The following is a 19,232-nucleotide window of genomic DNA, read 5'->3' as shown; positions in this document are numbered from 1 at the left end:
GTGAACCTGCCCGGCCTCTTCGCGATTTTCTTCGGCCTGCTGTTTGGTGCCGTCGCCCTGCTGCTGTCACCGGCCAAGGCGTTCCTTGCCGTGATCGGCCTGGCCGGGGCGGTGACTGTTCTGCGCTTTCCGTTCTGGGGCCTGTTGCTGTTTGCCCTGGTTGCTACGTTCATGCCGTACTCCACGGTCAACCTGGGCATTCGCAGCACCGTCAGCGAAGCAATCCTGGCGCTGACCTGGGGCGCGGTGCTGTGGCACAACTTCCTGGCGCGCCTGCCCGATACGCCCAGCCTCACACGCCGGCCCACCGACCAGATGCTGCTGTGGCTGATGCTGTTCAGCGTGTTCCCGTTTATCGTCGGCCAGGTCACCATCCACGCCGACACCAGCGGCGTGGCCAACTGGTTGCGCTGGTTGCTGAGCCTTTCGTCGGTGTTCCTCTGCGCCAAATTGCTGGTGGACCACAAGCACCGCGAATCCCTGGTGATCGCCCTGCTGCTGGGCAGCCTGGCCATGCTGGTACTGTCGATTGCAGTGTTCGTGCGCACACGCTCCGGAGCCGGCATTGCGCCGATCCTGGCGTTGTTCAACTACGGCAACTTCGACATGTTGAAATTCGGCCTGGAGGCCATGTCTTCACGCATGGGCTCACCGTGGATGCACCCGAATGCCATCGGCGGGATCATGGCGTTGCTGTTGCCCCTGGCGTTCTGCTTCGGCATGACCGAGCAAGGCTGGAAACGCGCACTGGGCCTGGGCGTGGCCTGCCTGGGTGCAGCCGCGTTGCTGTTGGCCAGTAGCCGTGGCGCGATGGTCAGCCTGGCGCTGGTGCTGCTGTGGATGGCCACACGCCGGGTACCGTACACCGGGCGCCTGCTGATGATCGGCGCGGCACTGACGGTGGCGCTGGTGATCGCGTATCCGCCGTTGCAGGAACGCCTGGCGACGATATTTTCCTCAAGCAACGCCAGTACCGAAGTGCGTTTCGACGAATACCGCATGTTCCCGCAGGCGGTGGTGTCGTATCCGTTCGGCATCGGCTTCAAGGTCGACCCGCCGGTGCCGGGCACCGATTTGTTGGGCATCTCCAACCTGTGGCTGAACTTCATCTACAAGACCGGCATCGTTGGCATGCTGTTCTTCGTGGCGGTGACCGTGCGCTGGTGGCGTGAAGCGCGCCCGGACAGCGGCCCGATCCGCCTGACCAAGGACAATGCGCTGTGGCTGGGCACCACCGCTGGGATTCTCTCGGCGCTGGTCAGCGGCCTGTTCGACCACTATTTCAGCTTTGCGGTGGTGATGGTCGCGCTGTTCTGGCTGATGGTCGGCATCAATGTGCTGGAAGCCCGGCGACTGTTTCCGGCACGCCTGCCGCAGGTGAAAAACCTGAGCGTGTCCAAACCCGTGCTTGATGGCGCGCAACCCTGATGCTGGGCTCTGCCGTCTGGCTGACGCTGGCGACGCTGCTTGGCCTGTGCCTGGGTTTTGCCCGTGAATGGCTGTTGGTGGCGGCCTGGGGCGCGGGTGAGCGCAGCGATGCGTTCCTGATCGCACTGTTTTTGCCCGAAGCGTTGCGCATGTCCTTGGCCGGCGGCGTGCTGAGCGCCGCTGCGTTGCCGCTGTACCTGGCGCGCAAGGACGACGAGCGATTGGGCTGGTTGGCGGTGCTGTTTCCGGCGTTGCTGCTGATCGCACTGGTCACCAGCCTGCTGCTGACACTGTTGGCGCCGTGGCTGGTGCAACTGCTTGGGCCGGGCTTGGCAGCCAGTGCCACGGCGCTCGCCAGCAGTAACTTGCAGATTGTCGCCTGGTGCGTGCCGGGGCTGATGCTGCATGCGCTGTTCAGTATTGCGCTGCAAGCCCGCGAACGCTTTGTGCTCGCGGGGTTGGGCTCGTTGCTGTTCAACCTGCCGCCGGTGACCTACCTCGCCCTCGCCGGCACCGCGACCCAACCTCACGCGTTGGCCCTGGCCTGCCTGGCCGGCAGCCTGTTGATGCCGTTGGCGCTGCTGCCGTCGATGTGGTGCCAGGGCTGGCGGCCGTGGCAGTGGCACCTGTCGTTGGCGCCACTGCGGGAGCTGGGCCAACGCATCGGCCCACTGTTGCTGAGCAATGGCGCCAGCCAGGGCCTGGCCTTGATTGAACGGTTGGTGGCGTCGTTGCTGGGTGAAGGCGCGGTGACCTGGGTCAACCTGGCGCGCAAGCTGATGAACCTGCCCCTGATTGCGCTGATGAGCCTTAACCAAGTGTTGCTGGGCATGATGAGCCGCCGCCAGGGCGATGAGCGCCTGGCCCTGCTCAAGCGCGGTCTGGAAACCGCCAGCGTGCTGACCCTGCCCGCCGGAGTCGGCCTGGTGGCGGCGGCGCCGAGCCTGGTGGCGTTGCTGCTGCCCAAGCAATCGCTGGACTCGCCGTTGCCGCTGCTGCTCGCCTGGTTTGCCGTACCACTGGTGTTCGGCGCCTGGAACGCCCTGCTCGCGCGCTACGCCTACGCTGCAGGCGATACGCGCCAGCCATTGCGTTGTGAACTGCTCGGTAGCCTGGCCAATGTGCTGTTGCTGGGCGTGCTGCCGTTTGTGTTCGGCCTGGCCGGGATTCCGCTGGCTGCGCTGGCCGGCGTGCTCTGCACCGCGTTGTTGTTGATGCAACGCCAGGCCTTGCTCGGCGCCCTGCCCTGGGCTCGGAGCTGGCTGCTCAGCGCGGTGCTGATGGGCGTGGCGGCGTTGGCGCTGTTTCGGATTGAAGGCATGTGGCTGCAACTGGGGCTAAGCACCCTGGCTGGCGCGGTGGTATTGCTGGGCATGGCACTCTGGCTGAGACCGTGGCGCAAGGCATGAATGATCGATCAGGACAACTCATATGAAACATCGCTGGATTCAAATGGATATCGCCAAAGGCATCGGCATCCTGGTGATCGTGTTTGCCCACAGTTGGTTCGTCGCCACTTCGCCGGACTTGCTGTACCCGGTGCTGGCGTCGTTCATCTTGCCGCTGTTCTTTTTTCTGTCGGGCGTGTTCTTCAAGCCCGAGCAGCCGTTCGTGGAGATGGCGATACGCAAGGCCGATGGCCTGCTCAAACCGTTTTTCTTCACCATGCTCACCTATGTGATCGTGCGCAGCATTCTGCGTGGCCAGCCGCTGTTGCCGGATATCGGCGGTGTGCTGTACGCCTCGGTGGATACCATTCCGTGGCAGGCGCTGTGGTTCCTGCCGCATTTCTGGGTGGCGATCCTGTTCAGTTGGGTGATGCTGCGCCTGATCCAGCGCCTGAAGCTGTCACTGTTGCTCAGTTGCGCGCTGGTAACGCTGCAGTTGATTGTGGGCGTCTGGATGCTGCCGTGGTTCTGGCAGTTGCCAGTCGCGTTCGGCGGGCATACCTGGGTGCTGCCGGGCCTGCCGTTCAGCCTGGATATCACCTTGATCAGCAGCACTTATTTCATTGTCGGCTACCTGCTGCGTGATTGGCTGCGCACCCACGCGGGCTCCTGGCTGACCCTGTTGATTTCGATTGCATTGTTCGTTGTGGTATTCACCTTCACCTGGGACACCATGGACCTGGCGCAGCGACGCTACGACCACTGGTTCTGGACCACCCTGCCGGCCGTGATCGGCGTGTACGCCTGCTGGGCGCTGGCGCGCGTATTGATGGTGTCGACCTGGGTCACGCGGGCCATGACCTATATCGGTCAGAACACCTTGATCCTGCTGATCTTCCACGGCGAGATCCAGCACAAGACGGTCGACCTGCTGGAGCGCCTGGGGCTGCCCGCGTTTGTCGCGGCCTGCGTGGGGTTTGTGGTGGCGGTGGTGGTGCCGTTGTTGATCGGGGAAGTGATCAAGCGGGTGGCGTTCCTGCGGTTTTTCTACTTTCCGTTTCCGGTGCGCAAGGCGCCTGTCGCAAAAACGGCGCCTTGAGGGCGCCGTTCAATCATTGCGTCAGAAAGCGTATTTGACACTGGTCATCAGGTTGCGCGGCGCTCCGTACATGCCGTGGTTGCCGGCGTAGCTGAAGTACTCGCGATCGAACAGGTTATTGACGTTGACCGAGGCGCTCAGCTTGGACGTCAGGTCATAGCGCACCAGCAAGTTGGTGATGGCGTAGCTGCCCTGGCTGAAGGTGTGCAGGTCTTCGCCGACCTTGCTCTGCCAGTTCACTCCGCCGCCCACGGTAAGCTTGTTGAACGCGCCGGGCAAACGGTAGGAAGTGAAGGTCTTCAGGCTCTGGCGCGGCAACGTCGTGACGATGCGTTTGTCGTCGGCATCGGTGCTCACCGCATAGGCATAGCCAGCGGAGGCTTGCCAGCCGTCAGCCAGTTCGCCGTTGAGCTCCAGCTCCACGCCTTCGGTGGTGGTGCCTTGCTCGTTGCGATAGGTGTTGCCGCCCGGGGTGTCGATCCAGATGGCCAGGTTGTCCTGCTCCAGCTTGAACAGCGCCAAGCTGGTGTTCAGCCGCTCGTCGAAGAAGCTGCCTTTGAGGCCGACCTCATACCCTTTGCCCTCCATCGGCGGCAGCGCCTTGTTATTGATGTCGCGCACCCAACTGGCCTGGGGATTGAAGATCTTGGTGTAGCTGGCGTAGGCCGACCAGTTGTCGGTGAGGTCATATACCACGCCGGCGTAAGGGATGTAGACGCCAGTTTCCGATTCGTCAGTGCGGGTCGCCGTGCCGCCGTAGGGTCGATCTTCGGTCTCGCGCTTCCAGTCGATCACCCGGCTGCCGAGGATCACGCTCAAGTCATCGGTCACTCGCAGTCGCGTGCTCAAGTAAGCAGCATATTGGCTCTCATCCACCGAGGATTTACCGGTGACATTGAACGCGGGCTTGACCGACTGGCCATCCCAATTGAACAGGTTGTCGATGGCACCGGCCGGCGAGCCGGAATAGTCGTAATGCCAGCCGCCGTAACTCGGCACGCTTTCATTGTATTTGGACAAGGTGACGCCCGCGATCAGCTCGTGCTCACGCCCGAGCAGGTCAAAGGGGCCGGTGGCGTAGAGGTCGATGTTGTCCTGGCGCGGCGTACCGGAGAAACGCACCGGCAATTGAGTGGTACCACTGCCGTTCGCGTTGAGCGAACCGTTGACGTAGTTGAAGACTTCATCGAACTGGTTTTCAGTGTGGGTGAATTCGGCCTTGGCGCTCCAGCCGCTGTCGAACGTCTGCTCAATGGCGGTGAAAAAGCTCGTCTGCTCATGATCGTTGTAGGACCACGCCGGCGCGGTGTTTAGCGAGCGGCTAAGGTTACTGCGCGAATCGTCGGTAAAGCGTGTGGGCAAACCGGAACGCGCCGGCGAATCGACGTCGGTGCGCAGGTAGCTGAAGCCCAGTGTCAGCAGCGTGTCTTCGCTGAGGTCGAACTCGGTGATGCCATAGAGCAGCTGCGTTTCCTGCTTGTAGCGATCGATCCAGGCGTGTTCGGTCTTGTAGTCCGCGACCAGGCGCCCGCGCACATTGCCGGTTTCGGTCAGCGGGCCGGAGACGTCCAGGCCGGTGCCATAGCGGTCCCAGGTGCCGCCTTCCGCCGTGACACTGGCGCGCGTCTCGGTCGTCGGGCGCTTGCGAATCAAGTTGATGGTCGCCGCCGGGTTGCCCATGCCGCTGATAAGGCCGGTGGCGCCGCGTACGATTTCAACGCGGTCATACATGGCCATGCTCTGGGTGTAGTTGTCCATGCGTGTGGCGGTGGGCACGCCGTCGATTTCGAAGTTCTGGATCTGGAAGCCGCGCGAGAAATAACCGTCACTCTCCGCCCCAAGGCCATCGCGCAACACGATGATGCCGGGAGTGGCATCGAGGGTGTCACTGAGATTGGTGAGACGTTGGTCATCCAGGCGCTGGCGGGTCATTACGGTGAGCGACTGCGGGGTTTCCCGAGGCGTCAGGTTCAGGCGCGTCGAACTGCTGGAGGACTGCGTGGTGTAAGAGCCAGTGCCCTCGGTGGTCGAGCCGGGTGCCTTGCCCGAAATGGACACGGTGCCCAGCTGCAATGCGCCATCGCTCGGGCGCCGCGCCAGTGAGTAAGTGTTGCCGCTGCCATGCACGGCTTGCAAGTTGCTGGTACTGAGCAGGATCGCCAGGCCGGTATCCAGGTCATGCCGCCCGCGCAGGCCTGGGCTGGTCTGGCCGTCGGTGAGCGCGGCCGGATAGGACAGCAGGATCTGGCTGGCCTGGCCGAACTGGTTGAGCGCCTCCGCCAGCGAACCTGGCGGGATGTCGAATTCCACTTGCGGTGCTGCGTGCACCCAGGCCGACGCCAGCAACAGCGGCGTGACCACAGTGACGCTGGCAATGCCCTGCATTACGGCAAGGGCCAATGATGTCTTCAAGCGTATGTTTTTCTTCGGTGTGTGCGGCTGCATGCCCTATTCCCCAGTGAAGGTAGTGTCTGGGGATATAAGTCTCGTGAGATTCGCAAACGGACCACCCAAGCGCGAAATAAATTCACACAAGCTTCTGGCGCGGCTTGAGGGCGACCCAGAAACGGGTGAAATGCTGCACGTCCAGCTTCAGGGTTTGCGCCAGCGCCGCGATAATCCGGTCGGTGTCGGACAGCGGATAGGTGCCGGATACGCGCAAGCCGCGCACCGCGGGATCACACGCCAGGCGCCCGCGACGGTAGCGGCTCAGCTCTTCGAGGAAGTCCTCCAGGCGCATGCCCTGAGCGACGATCATTCCACGGCTCCACGCCAGTTCACCGTCCCGTTGCGGGCGCCGGGCGAGCAAGGTGTGGGCATCAAAACTGATGAGTTCGCCCGCCTGCAGCAGCAGGCTGCGCGACGGGATCTGTGCCGACAGCGCGCCCTGGTCTGCGCCCAATTGGGTAAAGCCATCGCGCTGGCGCACACTGAAGCGACCACTGACCGCACGGGTCAGGCCTTCGGCGGTTTTCACCCACAGCGGGCGGATATCCGTGGGGTTGGGGTCCACCAGGATTTCACCACGCAGCACATGGATCTGGCGTACATCCGCGGTGTATTTGACGTCGATGGCGGTGTCGGTATTGAGCTGCACTTGGGTGTTGTCCGCCAAACCGATGCGCCACTGCTCGCCGACGGTGGTGCTGAAGTCGCTGGTCCAGTGTTGCAGCAGCGCCGCGTCTTTGATGCTCCAAGCGGCGGTGCCTGACGCCAGCAACACGGCGAGGTGCTTGACGACCTGGCGACGTGACAACGCCGGCAACAGCGTCGCGCGGGCCAAGGCTTGATGGGTCGGTGTGCGCACATCCTGCAAACGCTGGAAAAATCGCTGGGAATGTTGCCAGGCCTGTTCATGGGCCGGGTCCTGCTCACGCCAGCGCTGCCATTCGGCGCGGGTCTGCTCGCTGACGTTCGGCACCTGCAGCTCCAGTTGCCAGTGCATCGCTTGCTCGGCGACCTCGATCGATAACGGCACCGGATTCATGACCGCTGGCTGTCCAGCAAGATGCATTGTGCACCCGCCTTGACGATGTAGCGTTTGACCGTGGTGATGCTGGTACCGAGGCGCTCGGCGATCTCGCCGTGGCTCAGGCCATCGAGCTGCGACCACAGGAACGCCTGGCGCACGGGCAAGGCCAGGCGGCTGAGCACTTCATCGAGGGCCATCAGGGTTTCGAGGAGGATCCACTGGGTTTCGGCGTTGGGCGCGGCGTCTTCCGGCAACAGGGCCAAGGCCTGCAAGTAGGCTTTTTCGAGTTTCTGCCGACGGAAGTGGTTGGACAGCACGCTTTGCGCCACTTTCGCCAGGAAGCTGCGCGGCGCGTGGATTTCAAGGGGCTGGTTCTTCGCCAGCAGCCGCAGGAATGTGTCCTGGGCCAGGTCGGCGGCGCTCTGCGGGCAGTTCAAGCGACGCCACAGCCATTGCTGCAACCAACGGTGTTGCTGGCGGTACAAGGTGGCCAGTTCAGTGGGGCTTACCGCAGGAGTCGAAGACATGGAGGCCGCGCGCGAAGAATAAGGCGTAAATGATAACGGTTATCATATTCTTCGCAGAGCTGTTACTGCAAGTTTCTGCTACGGGAGCCGGCTGCCCGGCTCCCGTACAGGGTCAGTCATCCAATGGCTGCGCTGCATGCTTGGCGGGCTTGCCAGGTTTGGCGCCAGCCTTGGCACCCTGCTTCTCCGCTGGTGCGGCAGCGGGTTCAGGCTCGGCCGGTGCAGCGGCTTCTTTCTCGGCCATTGGCATCTGGTCAATGGCGCTGAAAAACGCCTTCAGGTCGAGGGTATCCGGCGGTACGGTCTTCTCGAGTTTTTTCTCGCCGTCCTTGCCCACCAGGATCACTTTGGTGCCGCTGCCGGCGCCCAGCTTGAGGGCACGGATCAGCGCGTTGGTTTCCGGCGGGGTGAGTTTCCTGCTGTCCTTGGGGTCCTTGGCGAATTTCTCGCCTTCAGCACCGATGCTGCCGAACTTCACGGTGTAGAACACCATGCTGCGTTCTTCAAAGGACTGCTTGGTCGCAGGCTCGTCCAACTGTTTCTTGAGAGTCGCCAAGGTGTCGTTGCCGGAATCAAGCTCCACCACCACCAGCGGCCGGGCCTTGCCCAAGTCCTGCTTGAGCGGGTTGATATCATCAGCAGCCAACAGCGGCCCCGTAAAAGCCATCAAGGTAGCCAGGGTCAGCGACCGGATGAGCATGCGCACCTCCTTTGAATTCCATGCAGGGTTCTTGAGTTTCATGTCTGCGACAGTCAAATTCAAGGATGATTCCTACACCACTTTAAGAAAGCGTAGGTCAGGACGCCCGCTACGCAAGGGTTTGGTGGCCGCGAGTGTCATTGTTTCCACTGATTGCGGAAACATCATGAGACCTTCCACTGCGGCCAATGCCGAGCAAATACGGGTGCCACAAGGGGGTCGGCATCCACGTGCGCCAGTGACTGGGAAAAGCCCGGCGCCAGGCCGTTCAACGCCTCCCGTGCCTCGTCCCAGCGCGACACTGCAGCCGCCATCAAGCCCAGCGCGTTAGGCGTATTGTTGGCGGCAAACAACTGGTCGGCAAACTGATCGGCAAACACCACCCAGGCCTGGTGCAGGTAGCGGCGGGTGCCAGTGACAAGCTGCGCCTGCACGGTTTCGTTGACGTTACCGAGCCAGCGTTGCGGGTAGTCGATGATGCCGATGGCCGAGTAGCAATTGGCGGCGATGTACACCAGCCCGCGAATGATCTGCGCGCGGTTGCCGCCCAAGAGCTGGGAGGCGGGAAATTCCAGGCCCAGGTGGATCAGGATCGCAGCGCTTTCCGTCAGCACCTGGCCGTCCGGGGTCACTAGGGTGGGCACCTGTTTGAGCGGGTTGATGCGGGCCAATTCGTCACTGCCCTCGCCCTCCGCCCAGGAGGCTGCGTCTACCCGTCGCCACGGCACCCCACAGCGCTGCAGGGCAATTTCGATCATGCAGGAGCCGGATTCGTCGATGCCATAGAGCGTGTACATGGGCTTTTCCTCCTAGCGTTGCAGTTTGGCCTGCAAGGTGGCCTTCACTTGCGGCCATTCCGAATCGATGATGCTGAAGCGCACCGAGTTGCGCTTGCGGCCATCGGGCATGATGCGTTCGTGGCGCACGATGCCTTCCTGCACGGCGCCGAGCCGCAGGATCGCCGCGCGGGATTTTTCGTTGAGTTCGTCGGTGGTGAATTGCACGCGCACGCAGTCGAGCACTTCGAAAGCGTAGGTCAGCAACAGCAGCTTGGCTTCGGTATTGATGCCGCTTTTCTGCGTGGACAGCGCCAGCCAGGTATGGCCGATCTCCAGCTTGCGATTGACCCGGTCGACCTTCCAGAACCGCGTGCTGCCGACCACTTGGCCGGTATCGCGGCGCACCAGGGTGAAGGGGATCACGCTGCCGGCGTCGCGCCCCGCCAGGGCGGTGTCGATGTATTTATCAACAGTGTCCGGGCCCGGTACGTTGGTGACCTTGAGGTTCCACAGTTCGCCATCGGCCGCGGCCTCGAGCAAGGCGGCCTTGTGTTCCCTTTGCAGGGGCAGGAGTTCGACCGTCGTGCCGGTCAGGGTAAGTTGGGTCATGAGGGGCTGCGCCGTCTGGGTGGTCATCAGAGACAGAGAGTGCAGGCTCGCGCCCTGACGAATCAAGCGTTTTAAAACAGGCCCATTTGCCCACCGACCAGGGTGCTGAAATCGTCATTCACGAACGGCAGGATCGCATCGGCGACCGGCTGCAATTGCCGGGTGACGTAGTGGTCGTAGTCGATGGGCGCCTGCCGCACTTCCAAGGGTTCCGGGCCGTTGACGCTGATCACGTAGCTGATCCAGCCGCCGCGCTGGTATTGGCGCGGGCGGTTCAGGCGATCGTTGTACTCATCGGCCAGGCGCGCGGCGCGCACATGGGGCGGCACGTTGCGTTCGTAGTCGTCCAGTCGGCGGCGCAGGCGTTTGCGGTAGATCAGCAACTCATCGAACTCGCCGCTGAGGGTACGGCGCACGTAGTCGCGGATGTAGTCCTGGTGGGGCTGGCGATGGAAGATGCGCTGGTAGAGTTCCTGCTGGAACCGGCGAGCCAGGGGCGACCAGTCGCTGCGCACGGTTTCCAGGCCTTTGTAGACCATTTCCTCGCTGCCATCGCTGCGCACCACCAGGCCGGCGTAGCGCTTCTTGCTGCCCTCTTCCGCACCACGGATGGTCGGCATGAGAAAGCGGGTGAAGTGGGTTTCGTACTGCAACTCCAGGGCGCTTTGCAGCCCGAACGCGGTGTGCAGATGCTCGCGCCACCAGTGATTGACGTGCTGCACCAACCCTCGGCCGATGCGGCTGGCGTCCTCCTGGGAATGTGCGCTGCCAAGCCAGACAAAGGTGGAGTCGGTGTCACCGTAGATCACCTCATAGCCTTGGGCTTCAACCAGTTCGCGGGTCTGGCGCATGATCTGGTGGCCGCGCATCGTAATCGACGAGGCCAACCGCGTATCGAAGAAGCGGCAGCCGCTCGAACCGAGCACGCCGTAGAAGGCGTTCATAATAATTTTCAGGGCCTGGGACAGCGGTGCGTTGTGCTCACGCTTGGCCACTTCGCGGCCTTCGGAAACCCGCGCGACGATAGAAGGCAGGCAATGCCGTGTGCGAGAGAAACGTGCGCCGCGAAAGCCTTCCACCGACTCGCTGTCGTCAGGGTGCTTGAGGCCTTCGATCAGGCCCACCGGGTCGATCAGGAAGCTGCGGATGATCGACGGGTAAAGGCTTTTGTAATCGAGCACCAGCACGGATTCGTAGAGGCCGGGACGTGAGTCCATGACAAAGCCACCGGGGCTGGCCTGGGGCGGTTTGTCACCCAGGTTCGGCGCGACGAAGCCCTGGCGGTGCATCAGTGGCATGTACAAATGGGTGAACGCGGCGACGGAGCCGCCGTTGCGGTCGGCCGGCAAGCCAGTGACGCTGGCCCGCTCCAGCAGGAACTTGAGCAGTTCGGTCTTGGCGAAAATCCGCGTGACCAGCTCGCAGTCCTTGAGGTTGTAGCGCGCCAGCGCGGGCTTGTCCTCGGCGAACATGCGGTTGATTTCGTCCATGCGCTGGTACGGCGTGGAGATGTCCTTGCCCTCGCCCAACAAGGTCTGTGCGACGTTTTCCAGGCTGAAGGATTCGAAGCTCCAGGTGGCCGAGCGCAGGGCTTCGATACCGTCGATGATCAGCCGCCCCGCCGCAGCGGCGAAGTAATGGTTGCGGCTGCCGTGTTCGCGCCAGGCCATGGGTTCTTCGCCCCGGCCAAGCATGAGCGGCACATTGAGGCGCTGGGCATGTTCGTGGAGGACGCGCAGGTCGAATTGCACCACGTTCCAGCCGATGATCGCGTCGGGGTCGTGCTGGGCGAGCCACGCGTTGAGGCGCTCGAGCAGTTGGGCGCGGGTGTCGCAGTAGTCGAGCTTGAAATCCACGGCGTCGGTTTTGTTCGGCGGGCCGAGCATGTACACCTGGCGCTCGCCGCAACCTTCCAGGGCGATGGAATAGAGGTCGCCCTGGGCGGTGGTCTCGATGTCGAGGGACACCAGTTTCAGCGGCGGGCGGTAGTCTGGCGCGGGCTTCATCTGCGCGTCGCAGAGCACGCCGCTGGCGTCGGGCGTGCCGCCAAACCACACGGGTGCGGTGATGAAGCGCTCCATCATGTAGCGCTCAGGTGGGCGCACGTCGCCTTCGTAGACATCAACCCCGGCAGCGCGCAGGCGTTTTTCCACGTCCATCGCCTGGCGGTGCTGGCGCGTGTACAGGCCCAGCACGGGACGGTGATGGAAATCGCACAACTGCAACGGGCGCAATTCGATGTCGCGCTCGCCCTTGAGCAGCCAATCCAACGGCTTGCGATGGGCCTCGGGGATGAACATCACTGAAGTCTGCACGGGTAGGCGGATAAACCTCGGGCCCTGGTCGGTGGCCAGCCAGAAGCTGACCTCCGTACCTGCCGGGGTATCTCGCCAATGCCGGGTCAGGACAAAACCCTGCTGTAAATCCACCGTACCGCACCTCAGGAATCGCTTTCAGGGCGTGATTCTACTCGGCATCCGCGCGCGCAGACCTGAATCTCATAAATTTGTTGCAAGGCGTTAATAATAATTACTATCATTCGCGCCGGAGTCGTATCCGCGCAGTGAGGACGCGCAATGCTGTTGCCCTTTTCCTCACATGACGGTTCACCGTCAGGATCGACCATGCCCATCCGTGCCTCCTTCGCTGTGCCTTTTCGCCCCACCCTGCTCGCCCTTTGCTGCTCCCTGAGCCTCACGGCCCACGCCGCAACACCCGCCACCCCGCAGGATGCGAACAGCCGTCAGGATGGCAACACACTGGAACTGGGCGCCACCCGTATCAACGCCGAAGCGCCCGCTCCAAGCGCTCTGCCCCCGGTATACGCCGGTGGCCAAGTGGCACGCGGCGGTCAGTTGGGTGTGCTGGGTAACCAGGACATCATGGATGTGCCGTTCAGCATGGCCTCCTACACCGAGAAGTTGATTCGCGACCAGCAGGCCGAGACTGTCGGTGATGTGCTGCTCAATGATTCGTCCGTGCGCCAGGCGTCAGGGTTTGCCAACCAGGCGCAGACCTTCATGATCCGTGGCCTGCCGCTCAATGGTGACGACATTTCCTTCAACGGCCTGTACGGCATCCTGCCACGCCAGATCATCTCCACTGACGCCCTGGAGCGCGTCGAAGTGTTCAAGGGGCCCAATGCCTTTATCAACGGCGTAACACCGGGCGGTTCGGGGATCGGCGGTGGCGTGAACCTGCAGCCCAAGCGCGCCGACGATGTCCCGCTGCGTCGCTTCAGCACCGATATCAGCAGCGATGGCCGAGTGGGCGAGCACTTGGACATCGGCCAGCGATTCGGTGAAGACAACCGTTTTGGCGCGCGGGTGAACCTGTCCCAGCGCGAAGGCGATACCGGCATCGATGATGAAAACCAGCGCTCTAAACTGTTTGCGGTTGGCCTGGACTACCGCGGCGATGCGTTGCGTCTGTCCAGTGACTTTGTGTATCAGAAGCAACGCATCAACGGCGGGCGCAACTCGGTGTTCCTGGGCACGGCCACCCATGTCCCGGATGCACCGTCGGCTGACACCAACTATGCGCCGAGCTGGAGCAACACCAACCTTGAAGACACCCTGGGCATGCTGCGCGCCGAGTACGACTTGAACGACAACTGGACGGTTTATGCGGCAGGCGGGGCCAAGCACACACGTGAAATGGGGCAGTACTCGTCGGTGACGCTGACCGATAACCTTGGCAATGCCCTGGCGAGCCGCTCGACCATTGCCCACGAAGAAGACAACCGCAGCTTGATGGGCGGGCTGAACGGCAAGTTCCAGACTGGCGCTGTCAGCCACCGTCTCAATTTCGGCCTGGCCGGTATCTGGACCCAGGCACGCAACGCTTATGTGTTCAACGCCTCGTCGACAGCGACCCCAACCAATATCTACGACCCGGTGACCGGTGCGCCACCCACCTTGAACAACCCACGCAATACACCGGGCACTGACTTCAGCGACCCCACGATTACCGCCAAGACTTTTGTGCGCAGCGCGGCGGTGTCCGATACCCTCGGCGTCTTCGATGACCGCCTGCTGATCACGCTCGGCGCGCGCCGCCAGCAGATGGTGGTGCAGGGGTACAACTACATGAGTGGCACCCGCACCTCCAACTATGACGAGTCGATCACCACACCCGTCTACGGCCTGGTGTTCAAGCCGTGGGAACATGTGTCCTTCTACGCCAACCGCATCGAAGGCCTCGCGCAAGGCCCGACGTCTCCCGTCAACTCGGGAAACCGCACGATCATCGGTGGCGGCCAGGCGTTTGCACCTGCGCGCTCCAAGCAGATCGAAGCCGGCGTAAAAGTCGACATGGGCACCTATGGGGCGACGTTGGGTGTGTACCGCATCGAACAGCCTGGAGCCGGTTACGTTCAGGTCATTGATGCTACGACAGCGCGCTACGTGCGGGAGGGCCTGCAGATCAATAAAGGTGTGGAGCTGAATGTCTTCGGCGAGCCGGTCAGCGGCCTGCGCTTGCTGGGCGGTGTGACCGTCATGAAGACCGAGCTCAAAGACACGCAAAACGGTGCCAACGACGGCAACCGCGCGATCGGTGTGCCTTCGTTCCAGTTCAATGCTGGCGTGGATTGGGATGTGCCCGGCCTGCAGGGCGTGACGCTCAACGGCCGCATGCTGCGCACCGGTGGCCAGTACGCCGACGCCGCCAACAACCTGAGCCTGCCCGCGTGGAACCGCTTCGACGTGGGCGCACGCTACAACTTCAAGGTGGCTCAGCGTGATGTCACCCTCGGTGCCACCGTGGAGAACGTCGCCAACGAGAAGTACTGGGAATCGGCCCAGGGCGGTTTCCTCAGCCAGGGCGATCCACGTGTCGCCAAGCTGTCGGCGACTGTGGACTTCTGATCACCCGCGGGTGGCCGCCTTCGCCGCCACCCGCTTGGCGTCACCAATCGTAGGATACTTACAGCGACGCCGTACGCTCCTGCCCGCAGTAGCAACCAAAGGCATAGTTGCAGGACGACACGTACTCGCGATCAAACAGGTTCTGCACGTTCAGGTTCGCTTCCGCGCCATTGAGGGTGGGGCTGACACGGCCCAGGTCGTAGCTGAGGGTGGTGTCGTACACCACGAACGATGGTGTTTTGAAGGTGTTGCCCGAGTCGCCGTACTTCTTGCCGGTGTAACGGGCGCCGCCGCCAAGGGTCAGACCTGCCAGGGCATAGCTGGCAAAGTGGTAATCGACCCAGCCACTGGCGGTCCTGGGAGCCTGGGATTCGTGGCGGTTGCCCTTATCCCCGTAATTGCTCTTGGTGTAGAACGAGTCTATGTAAGCCACCGCGCCAATCACTTCGAACTGGCCGATCCGTGTCTTGCCTTCAAACTCGACGCCGCGTGAGCGCGCCTCGCCTTCCTGCAGCTGATATTCCGGGTACTCGATATCGCCGGTCAGCACGTTCTTTTGCTTGATCTGGTACACCGACAGGGTCAGCAACGAACTGTCGTTCGGCTGGTACTTCACCCCCGCTTCGTATTGCTCGCCCTCCATCGGTTTGAACGCCGACGCGCCGCGCTGTGGTGCTGACCACCCACTCGGTTGCTGCCGTGCTGGACACCGACGTCGACAAAAGCGCACCGGACGCCAGCGAAAAAAACCGGTGTAGTCCGCGCCACCGCCGACAACCCTAACCCGGGCGGTGCAGCCTTCCGCCAAGTGCAGGTGCAATTGAAGATCACCCATATCGACCTGAAGAAAAACCAGGTCACCCTGGAGAATCCGGCCGGTGCGACGAAAGTGCTGAATGTGGAGAAACCGGAGATTCGCGCCGGCCTCAAAGACCTTAAGGTCGGGCAAGGTGTACTGGTGACGTTCACCGACACCCTGGAAATCACCACCGCTCACGAAGGCTGAGTTCGTAGAGCGAGGCGGGCATCAGGTTTGATGCCCGTTGCGGTCAAGCTTGACGGGCTTGGCTCAGGTAAGTTTCGATGTTGCCCATCTGCTCGTCCCAGCCACGGGAATTCATCTTGAAGGCTTTCTGCCGCCGCGCCTCAGGCACTGCGTCAAACCCCGACTCGACCACCCGCAGCAGAATGCCCGGTGCCCGGTCCTCGATGGTGAATTCCACCAGTGTCGGGGTTTCCTGGTCGTAGTCGACGCCCTCCTCCACCGCGAAAGGGTGCCACCAGAACGAGAACAGTGTTTGCGGCAGGATGCGTTCGATTCTGGCCTTCCAGATCACATGCTCGTAACCAGGATAAGTGATCGGCGCCTCAAGGGTTTGCCCGGCAACGAAGGTTTTGCCTCCGAGGGCAATACCAAACCAACTGCCGAATTGCTCGGCATCGGTGAGGGCTTCCCACACCTGTTTACGTGAAGCGTTGAGCAGGACTTTTCGTTCGATGCGATCTAATACGTGCATAAGTCACCTCCTCCATTGACAGTAGGCGACATCAAACAATGCGCAACCTTGGGTTGTAAGCAATCATGATGACCCCATCCTTGAACCGGCTATACGTTATGACTGACCCGTTGAATGGAAGTTGCTTCTGTAAAGGCGTGCGCTACCAAGTGGACTGCCTCGACATGCCCATCAGCCACTGCCACTGCGACAGCTGTCGCAAAGTGCATGCGGCAGCATTTGTGGCGACGGCGGGCGTGATGCGTGAGCACTTTCGCTGGACTCAGGGCGAAGCACTGCTGGCGTCATTCGAATCGTCGCCAGGCAAGCTCAGGCATTTCTGTTCGCGCTGCGGCTCGCACCTGATGGCAGAGCGTGGGCACCAACCTCACGTCATTGTGCGGGTGGCGACGCTGGATGATGATCCAGCCGTCAGGCCCACCGCACATATCTGGACATCCCATGCGGTGCCCTGGCTTGCCTATGAAGGCGTAGAGCAGTGGGACGAGTGGAAAAACTGATTAGACCTTCGGGTCTCCGGGTGCTTTAGCCGGCGTCGCGTACTGCGGCTTCAGGTGGCCTTCTTGGTCGAGCAACCAGGCGTCCATGATCTGACGCACTACCGGTCCTGCAACACGACCGCCGGCCTCGCCGTTTTCGATCATCACCGAAATCACGATCTTCGGATGTTCGGCCGGAGCGAAACCGACGAACAAGGCGTTGTCGCGGTGGCGTTCCAGGGTCTTTTCACGGTTGTAACGCTCGCCCTGCTTGATCGCAACGACTTGTGCCGTACCACTCTTGCCGGCGATGCGGTATTGCGCGCCTTGTGCGGCAGCGCGGGCAATGCCGCGTGGGTCGTGCATCACCAGCTGCATGCCGTGGTTGACCTGCTCCCAATCACGCGGGTCCTTGAGGACTACGTTGGGCATCGGGTTTTCATCCACGGGGGGCACGCCATTGATGGTCTTGGCCAAGTGGGGCCGATTCCACACGCCCTTGTTGGCGATCAGCGCTGTGGCTTGGGCCAATTGCAGCGGTGTGACCTGCATATAGCCCTGGCCGATGCCGAGGATCACGGTTTCACCCGGGAACCAGGGTTGCCGGCGAGTAGCGCGCTTCCAGGCCTGGGAGGGCATCAGGCCGGCTGACTCTTCGAACATATCCAGCGACACTTTCTGACCCAGGCCGAACTCAGCCAGGTAGTCGTGCAGGCGATCGATGCCGAGTTTGTGGGCTAGGTCGTAAAAGTAGGTGTCGTTGGAGCGCATGATGGCGGCGTCCATGTCTACCCAGCCGTCGCCGCTGTGGTTCCAGTTGCGGTATTTGTGATCGAAGTCCGGCAGTTGGTAGTAACCCGGGTCGAACACGCGGGTCTGGGCGGTGACGACGCCACTGTCCAGGCCCGCGATGGCGACTTCTGGCTTGATGGTCGAGCCTGGCGCGTAGAGCCCCCGGAGGACGCGGTTGAACAACGGCCGGTCGATGGAGTCATGCAGAGCGGCGTATTCCTTGAAGCTGATACCGGTGACGAACAGGTTCGGATCGAAGCTTGGCTTGCTGACCATGGCCAGCACTTCACCGGTCTGCGGGTCGAGAGCAACCACCGAACCGCGTCGATCACCCAAGGCCTCCTCTGCAGCTTCCTGGAGGTGAACGTCGAGGCTCAGGACAATGTTCTTTCCCGGAATCGGGTCGGTGTGCTTGAGCACGCGCAGTACGCGGCCCTGGGCATTGGTCTCGACCTCTTCATAGCCTACGTGACCGTGCAATTCGGACTCGTAGAAGCGCTCGATCCCGGTCTTGCCGATGGACTGGGTGCCACGGTACTCCACCGAGTCGAGGGCTTTGGATTCTTTCTCGTTGATCCGCCCTACATAACCGATGGAATGGGCAAAGTGAGCGCCTAGGGGGTAGTGACGAACGAATTGCGGTTCTACGTCCACACCCGGTAGGCGAAACTCGTTCACGGCCAGCAGCGCGATCTGCTCTTCGGTCAGCTCATAAAACAATGTCACAGGAACGAAGGGGTGCCGAGCTTGCTTCAGCGCCTTGTCGAATACAGCACGGTCTTCGGCAGGCAAGTGCAACAAACTGACGATGGCGTCCAACTCGCCCTTGAGGTCGGTGGTGCGTTCACGGGTGATGGTCAGGTTGTAGCTGGGGCGGTTGTCAGCCAGTACGACGCCGTTGCGGTCATAGATCAACCCACGCGTCGGCGTAATAGGCAGTACGTGGACGCGGTTGTTCTCGGAAATTGTGGAGTGGTAGTCGAACTGCACGACCTGCAGGAAGTACATGCGCCCTACCAGGGCGCAGGTGATGCCAATAACCAACAACGCGCAGGCAAGCAGGCGCTTGTTGACAAGGCGGTTTTCTTTTTCGTGATCCTTGATCGGTATAGGTTCAGGCATTTCTACAGCATCTCGTTGAAGAAGGTCGACGACGCGTCCTGCGGATGAAAGATCAGTCCCTGTGAAAATGTGCTGCACCATACCAAAAATACGGAAACACTTTGTATCCATTTGCCCAACGGCAGATTCAACAGTCGCTTTTATGAGGACAATTGTAGGGGATGAGCTTGCGCTAGCCGGGATGCTACAAGAAGGGATTTTAGGAGAAATGGCGCTTCAGTGGTCTGTTATCGATGACGATGTTGACCAGCAGTGCACGGCAATGATTTTCTACGTACTTTTCGACCGCCCAAAACAAAACCCCATCTGCTTTCGCAAATGGGGTTCTGGAATTTAATCTTGACGATGACCTACTCTCACATGGGGAAACCCCACACTACCATCGGCGATGCATCGTTTCACTGCTGAGTTCGGGATGGGATCAGGTGGTTCCAATGCTCTATGGTCGTCAA

14 protein-coding genes, 1 rRNA gene and 2 pseudogenes are annotated in these 19,232 nt (G+C 61.6%); 6 read left to right on the top strand and 11 right to left on the bottom strand.

Going from position 1 to position 19,232, the window contains the following annotated elements; translation table 11 throughout:
* The 3 genes from KHP07_RS27900 to KHP07_RS27890 are packed head-to-tail and all read left to right on the top strand — an operon-like array spanning nucleotide 1 to nucleotide 3,915.
* A complete protein-coding gene (locus KHP07_RS27900; RefSeq protein WP_099493864.1) occupies nucleotides 1–1,428 on the top strand; it encodes an O-antigen ligase family protein in 1,428 nt (475 codons plus the stop codon).
* Nucleotides 1,428–2,837: a murein biosynthesis integral membrane protein MurJ gene (gene murJ / locus KHP07_RS27895; RefSeq protein ID WP_214498405.1), complete on the top strand. Its 1,410-nt coding sequence runs from the start codon at nucleotides 1,428–1,430 to the stop codon at nucleotides 2,835–2,837. The genes KHP07_RS27900 and murJ overlap by 1 nt, the downstream gene beginning before the upstream one ends.
* 22 nt (nucleotides 2,838–2,859) lie before the next feature.
* Nucleotides 2,860–3,915, top strand: a complete 1,056-nt coding sequence (locus tag KHP07_RS27890) for an acyltransferase family protein (RefSeq protein ID WP_028619520.1) — start codon at nucleotides 2,860–2,862, stop codon at nucleotides 3,913–3,915.
* Between the two features lie 21 nt (nucleotides 3,916–3,936).
* On the opposite strand, the gene KHP07_RS27885 is transcribed toward KHP07_RS27890, so the two are convergent.
* The 7 genes from KHP07_RS27885 to KHP07_RS27855 all read right to left on the bottom strand — a co-directional run bounded on the left by KHP07_RS27885 (nucleotide 3,937) and on the right by KHP07_RS27855 (nucleotide 12,431).
* Nucleotides 3,937–6,300, bottom strand: a complete 2,364-nt coding sequence (locus KHP07_RS27885; RefSeq protein WP_071489752.1) for a TonB-dependent siderophore receptor — start codon at nucleotides 6,298–6,300, stop codon at nucleotides 3,937–3,939.
* A gap of 142 nt (nucleotides 6,301–6,442) precedes the next feature.
* Entirely contained in the window at nucleotides 6,443–7,402 is a 960-nt protein-coding gene (locus KHP07_RS27880) for a FecR domain-containing protein (protein ID WP_028619518.1), read from the bottom strand.
* Entirely contained in the window at nucleotides 7,399–7,914 is a 516-nt protein-coding gene (locus tag KHP07_RS27875; protein WP_028619517.1) for a sigma-70 family RNA polymerase sigma factor, read from the bottom strand. The genes KHP07_RS27880 and KHP07_RS27875 overlap by 4 nt, the downstream gene beginning before the upstream one ends.
* A gap of 112 nt (nucleotides 7,915–8,026) precedes the next feature.
* On the bottom strand, nucleotides 8,027–8,614 hold the full coding sequence (locus KHP07_RS27870) for a DUF4174 domain-containing protein (RefSeq protein WP_078047731.1): 588 nt from the start codon (nucleotides 8,612–8,614) through the stop codon (nucleotides 8,027–8,029).
* Between the two features lie 164 nt (nucleotides 8,615–8,778).
* A complete protein-coding gene (locus KHP07_RS27865; protein WP_028619515.1) occupies nucleotides 8,779–9,411 on the bottom strand; it encodes a glutathione S-transferase N-terminal domain-containing protein in 633 nt (210 codons plus the stop codon).
* A 12-nt stretch (nucleotides 9,412–9,423) separates the two neighbouring features.
* Entirely contained in the window at nucleotides 9,424–10,002 is a 579-nt protein-coding gene (locus tag KHP07_RS27860; protein ID WP_028619514.1) for a GNAT family N-acetyltransferase, read from the bottom strand.
* A 71-nt stretch (nucleotides 10,003–10,073) separates the two neighbouring features.
* Nucleotides 10,074–12,431 carry a DNA polymerase II gene (locus KHP07_RS27855; protein ID WP_099493861.1) on the bottom strand — a complete coding sequence of 786 codons (2,358 nt, stop codon included), beginning with the start codon at nucleotides 12,429–12,431 and terminating at the stop codon, nucleotides 10,074–10,076.
* 195 nt (nucleotides 12,432–12,626) lie between these two features.
* Between KHP07_RS27855 and KHP07_RS27850 the strand changes: the two genes are divergently transcribed.
* Nucleotides 12,627–14,870 carry a TonB-dependent receptor gene (locus KHP07_RS27850; protein ID WP_214498404.1) on the top strand — a complete coding sequence of 748 codons (2,244 nt, stop codon included), beginning with the start codon at nucleotides 12,627–12,629 and terminating at the stop codon, nucleotides 14,868–14,870.
* A gap of 58 nt (nucleotides 14,871–14,928) precedes the next feature.
* On the opposite strand, the pseudogene KHP07_RS27845 reads toward KHP07_RS27850, so the two are convergent.
* A pseudogene (locus KHP07_RS27845) lies at nucleotides 14,929–15,555 on the bottom strand (TonB-dependent siderophore receptor); the annotation flags it as partial.
* On the opposite strand from KHP07_RS27845, the pseudogene KHP07_RS27840 reads away from it, so the two are divergent.
* Nucleotides 15,543–15,876 (top strand): annotated as a pseudogene (locus KHP07_RS27840) (hypothetical protein); the annotation flags it as partial. The pseudogenes KHP07_RS27845 and KHP07_RS27840 sit on opposite strands and share 13 nt — an antisense overlap.
* Before the next feature lie 43 nt (nucleotides 15,877–15,919).
* On the opposite strand, the gene KHP07_RS27835 reads toward KHP07_RS27840, so the two are convergent.
* Entirely contained in the window at nucleotides 15,920–16,387 is a 468-nt protein-coding gene (locus KHP07_RS27835) for an SRPBCC family protein (protein ID WP_099493863.1), read from the bottom strand.
* Between the two features lie 98 nt (nucleotides 16,388–16,485).
* On the opposite strand from KHP07_RS27835, the gene KHP07_RS27830 reads away from it, so the two are divergent.
* Nucleotides 16,486–16,887 (top strand): GFA family protein, encoded by a 402-nt coding sequence (locus KHP07_RS27830; protein ID WP_078047727.1) that lies wholly within the window; start codon nucleotides 16,486–16,488, stop codon nucleotides 16,885–16,887.
* On the opposite strand, the gene mrdA is transcribed toward KHP07_RS27830, so the two are convergent.
* A complete protein-coding gene (gene mrdA, locus KHP07_RS27825; protein WP_016974809.1) occupies nucleotides 16,888–18,780 on the bottom strand; it encodes a penicillin-binding protein 2 in 1,893 nt (630 codons plus the stop codon). It abuts the gene before it with no gap.
* Between the two features lie 337 nt (nucleotides 18,781–19,117).
* Nucleotides 19,118–19,232, bottom strand: a 5S ribosomal RNA gene (gene rrf, locus KHP07_RS27820).

This window comes from Pseudomonas sp. VS40 (genome assembly GCF_018587885.1).
GTDB lineage: Bacteria > Pseudomonadota > Gammaproteobacteria > Pseudomonadales > Pseudomonadaceae > Aquipseudomonas > Aquipseudomonas pergaminensis.
The sequence above is the reverse complement of the archived record's forward strand: the minus strand, read 5'-3'. Positions and strand labels throughout refer to the sequence as shown.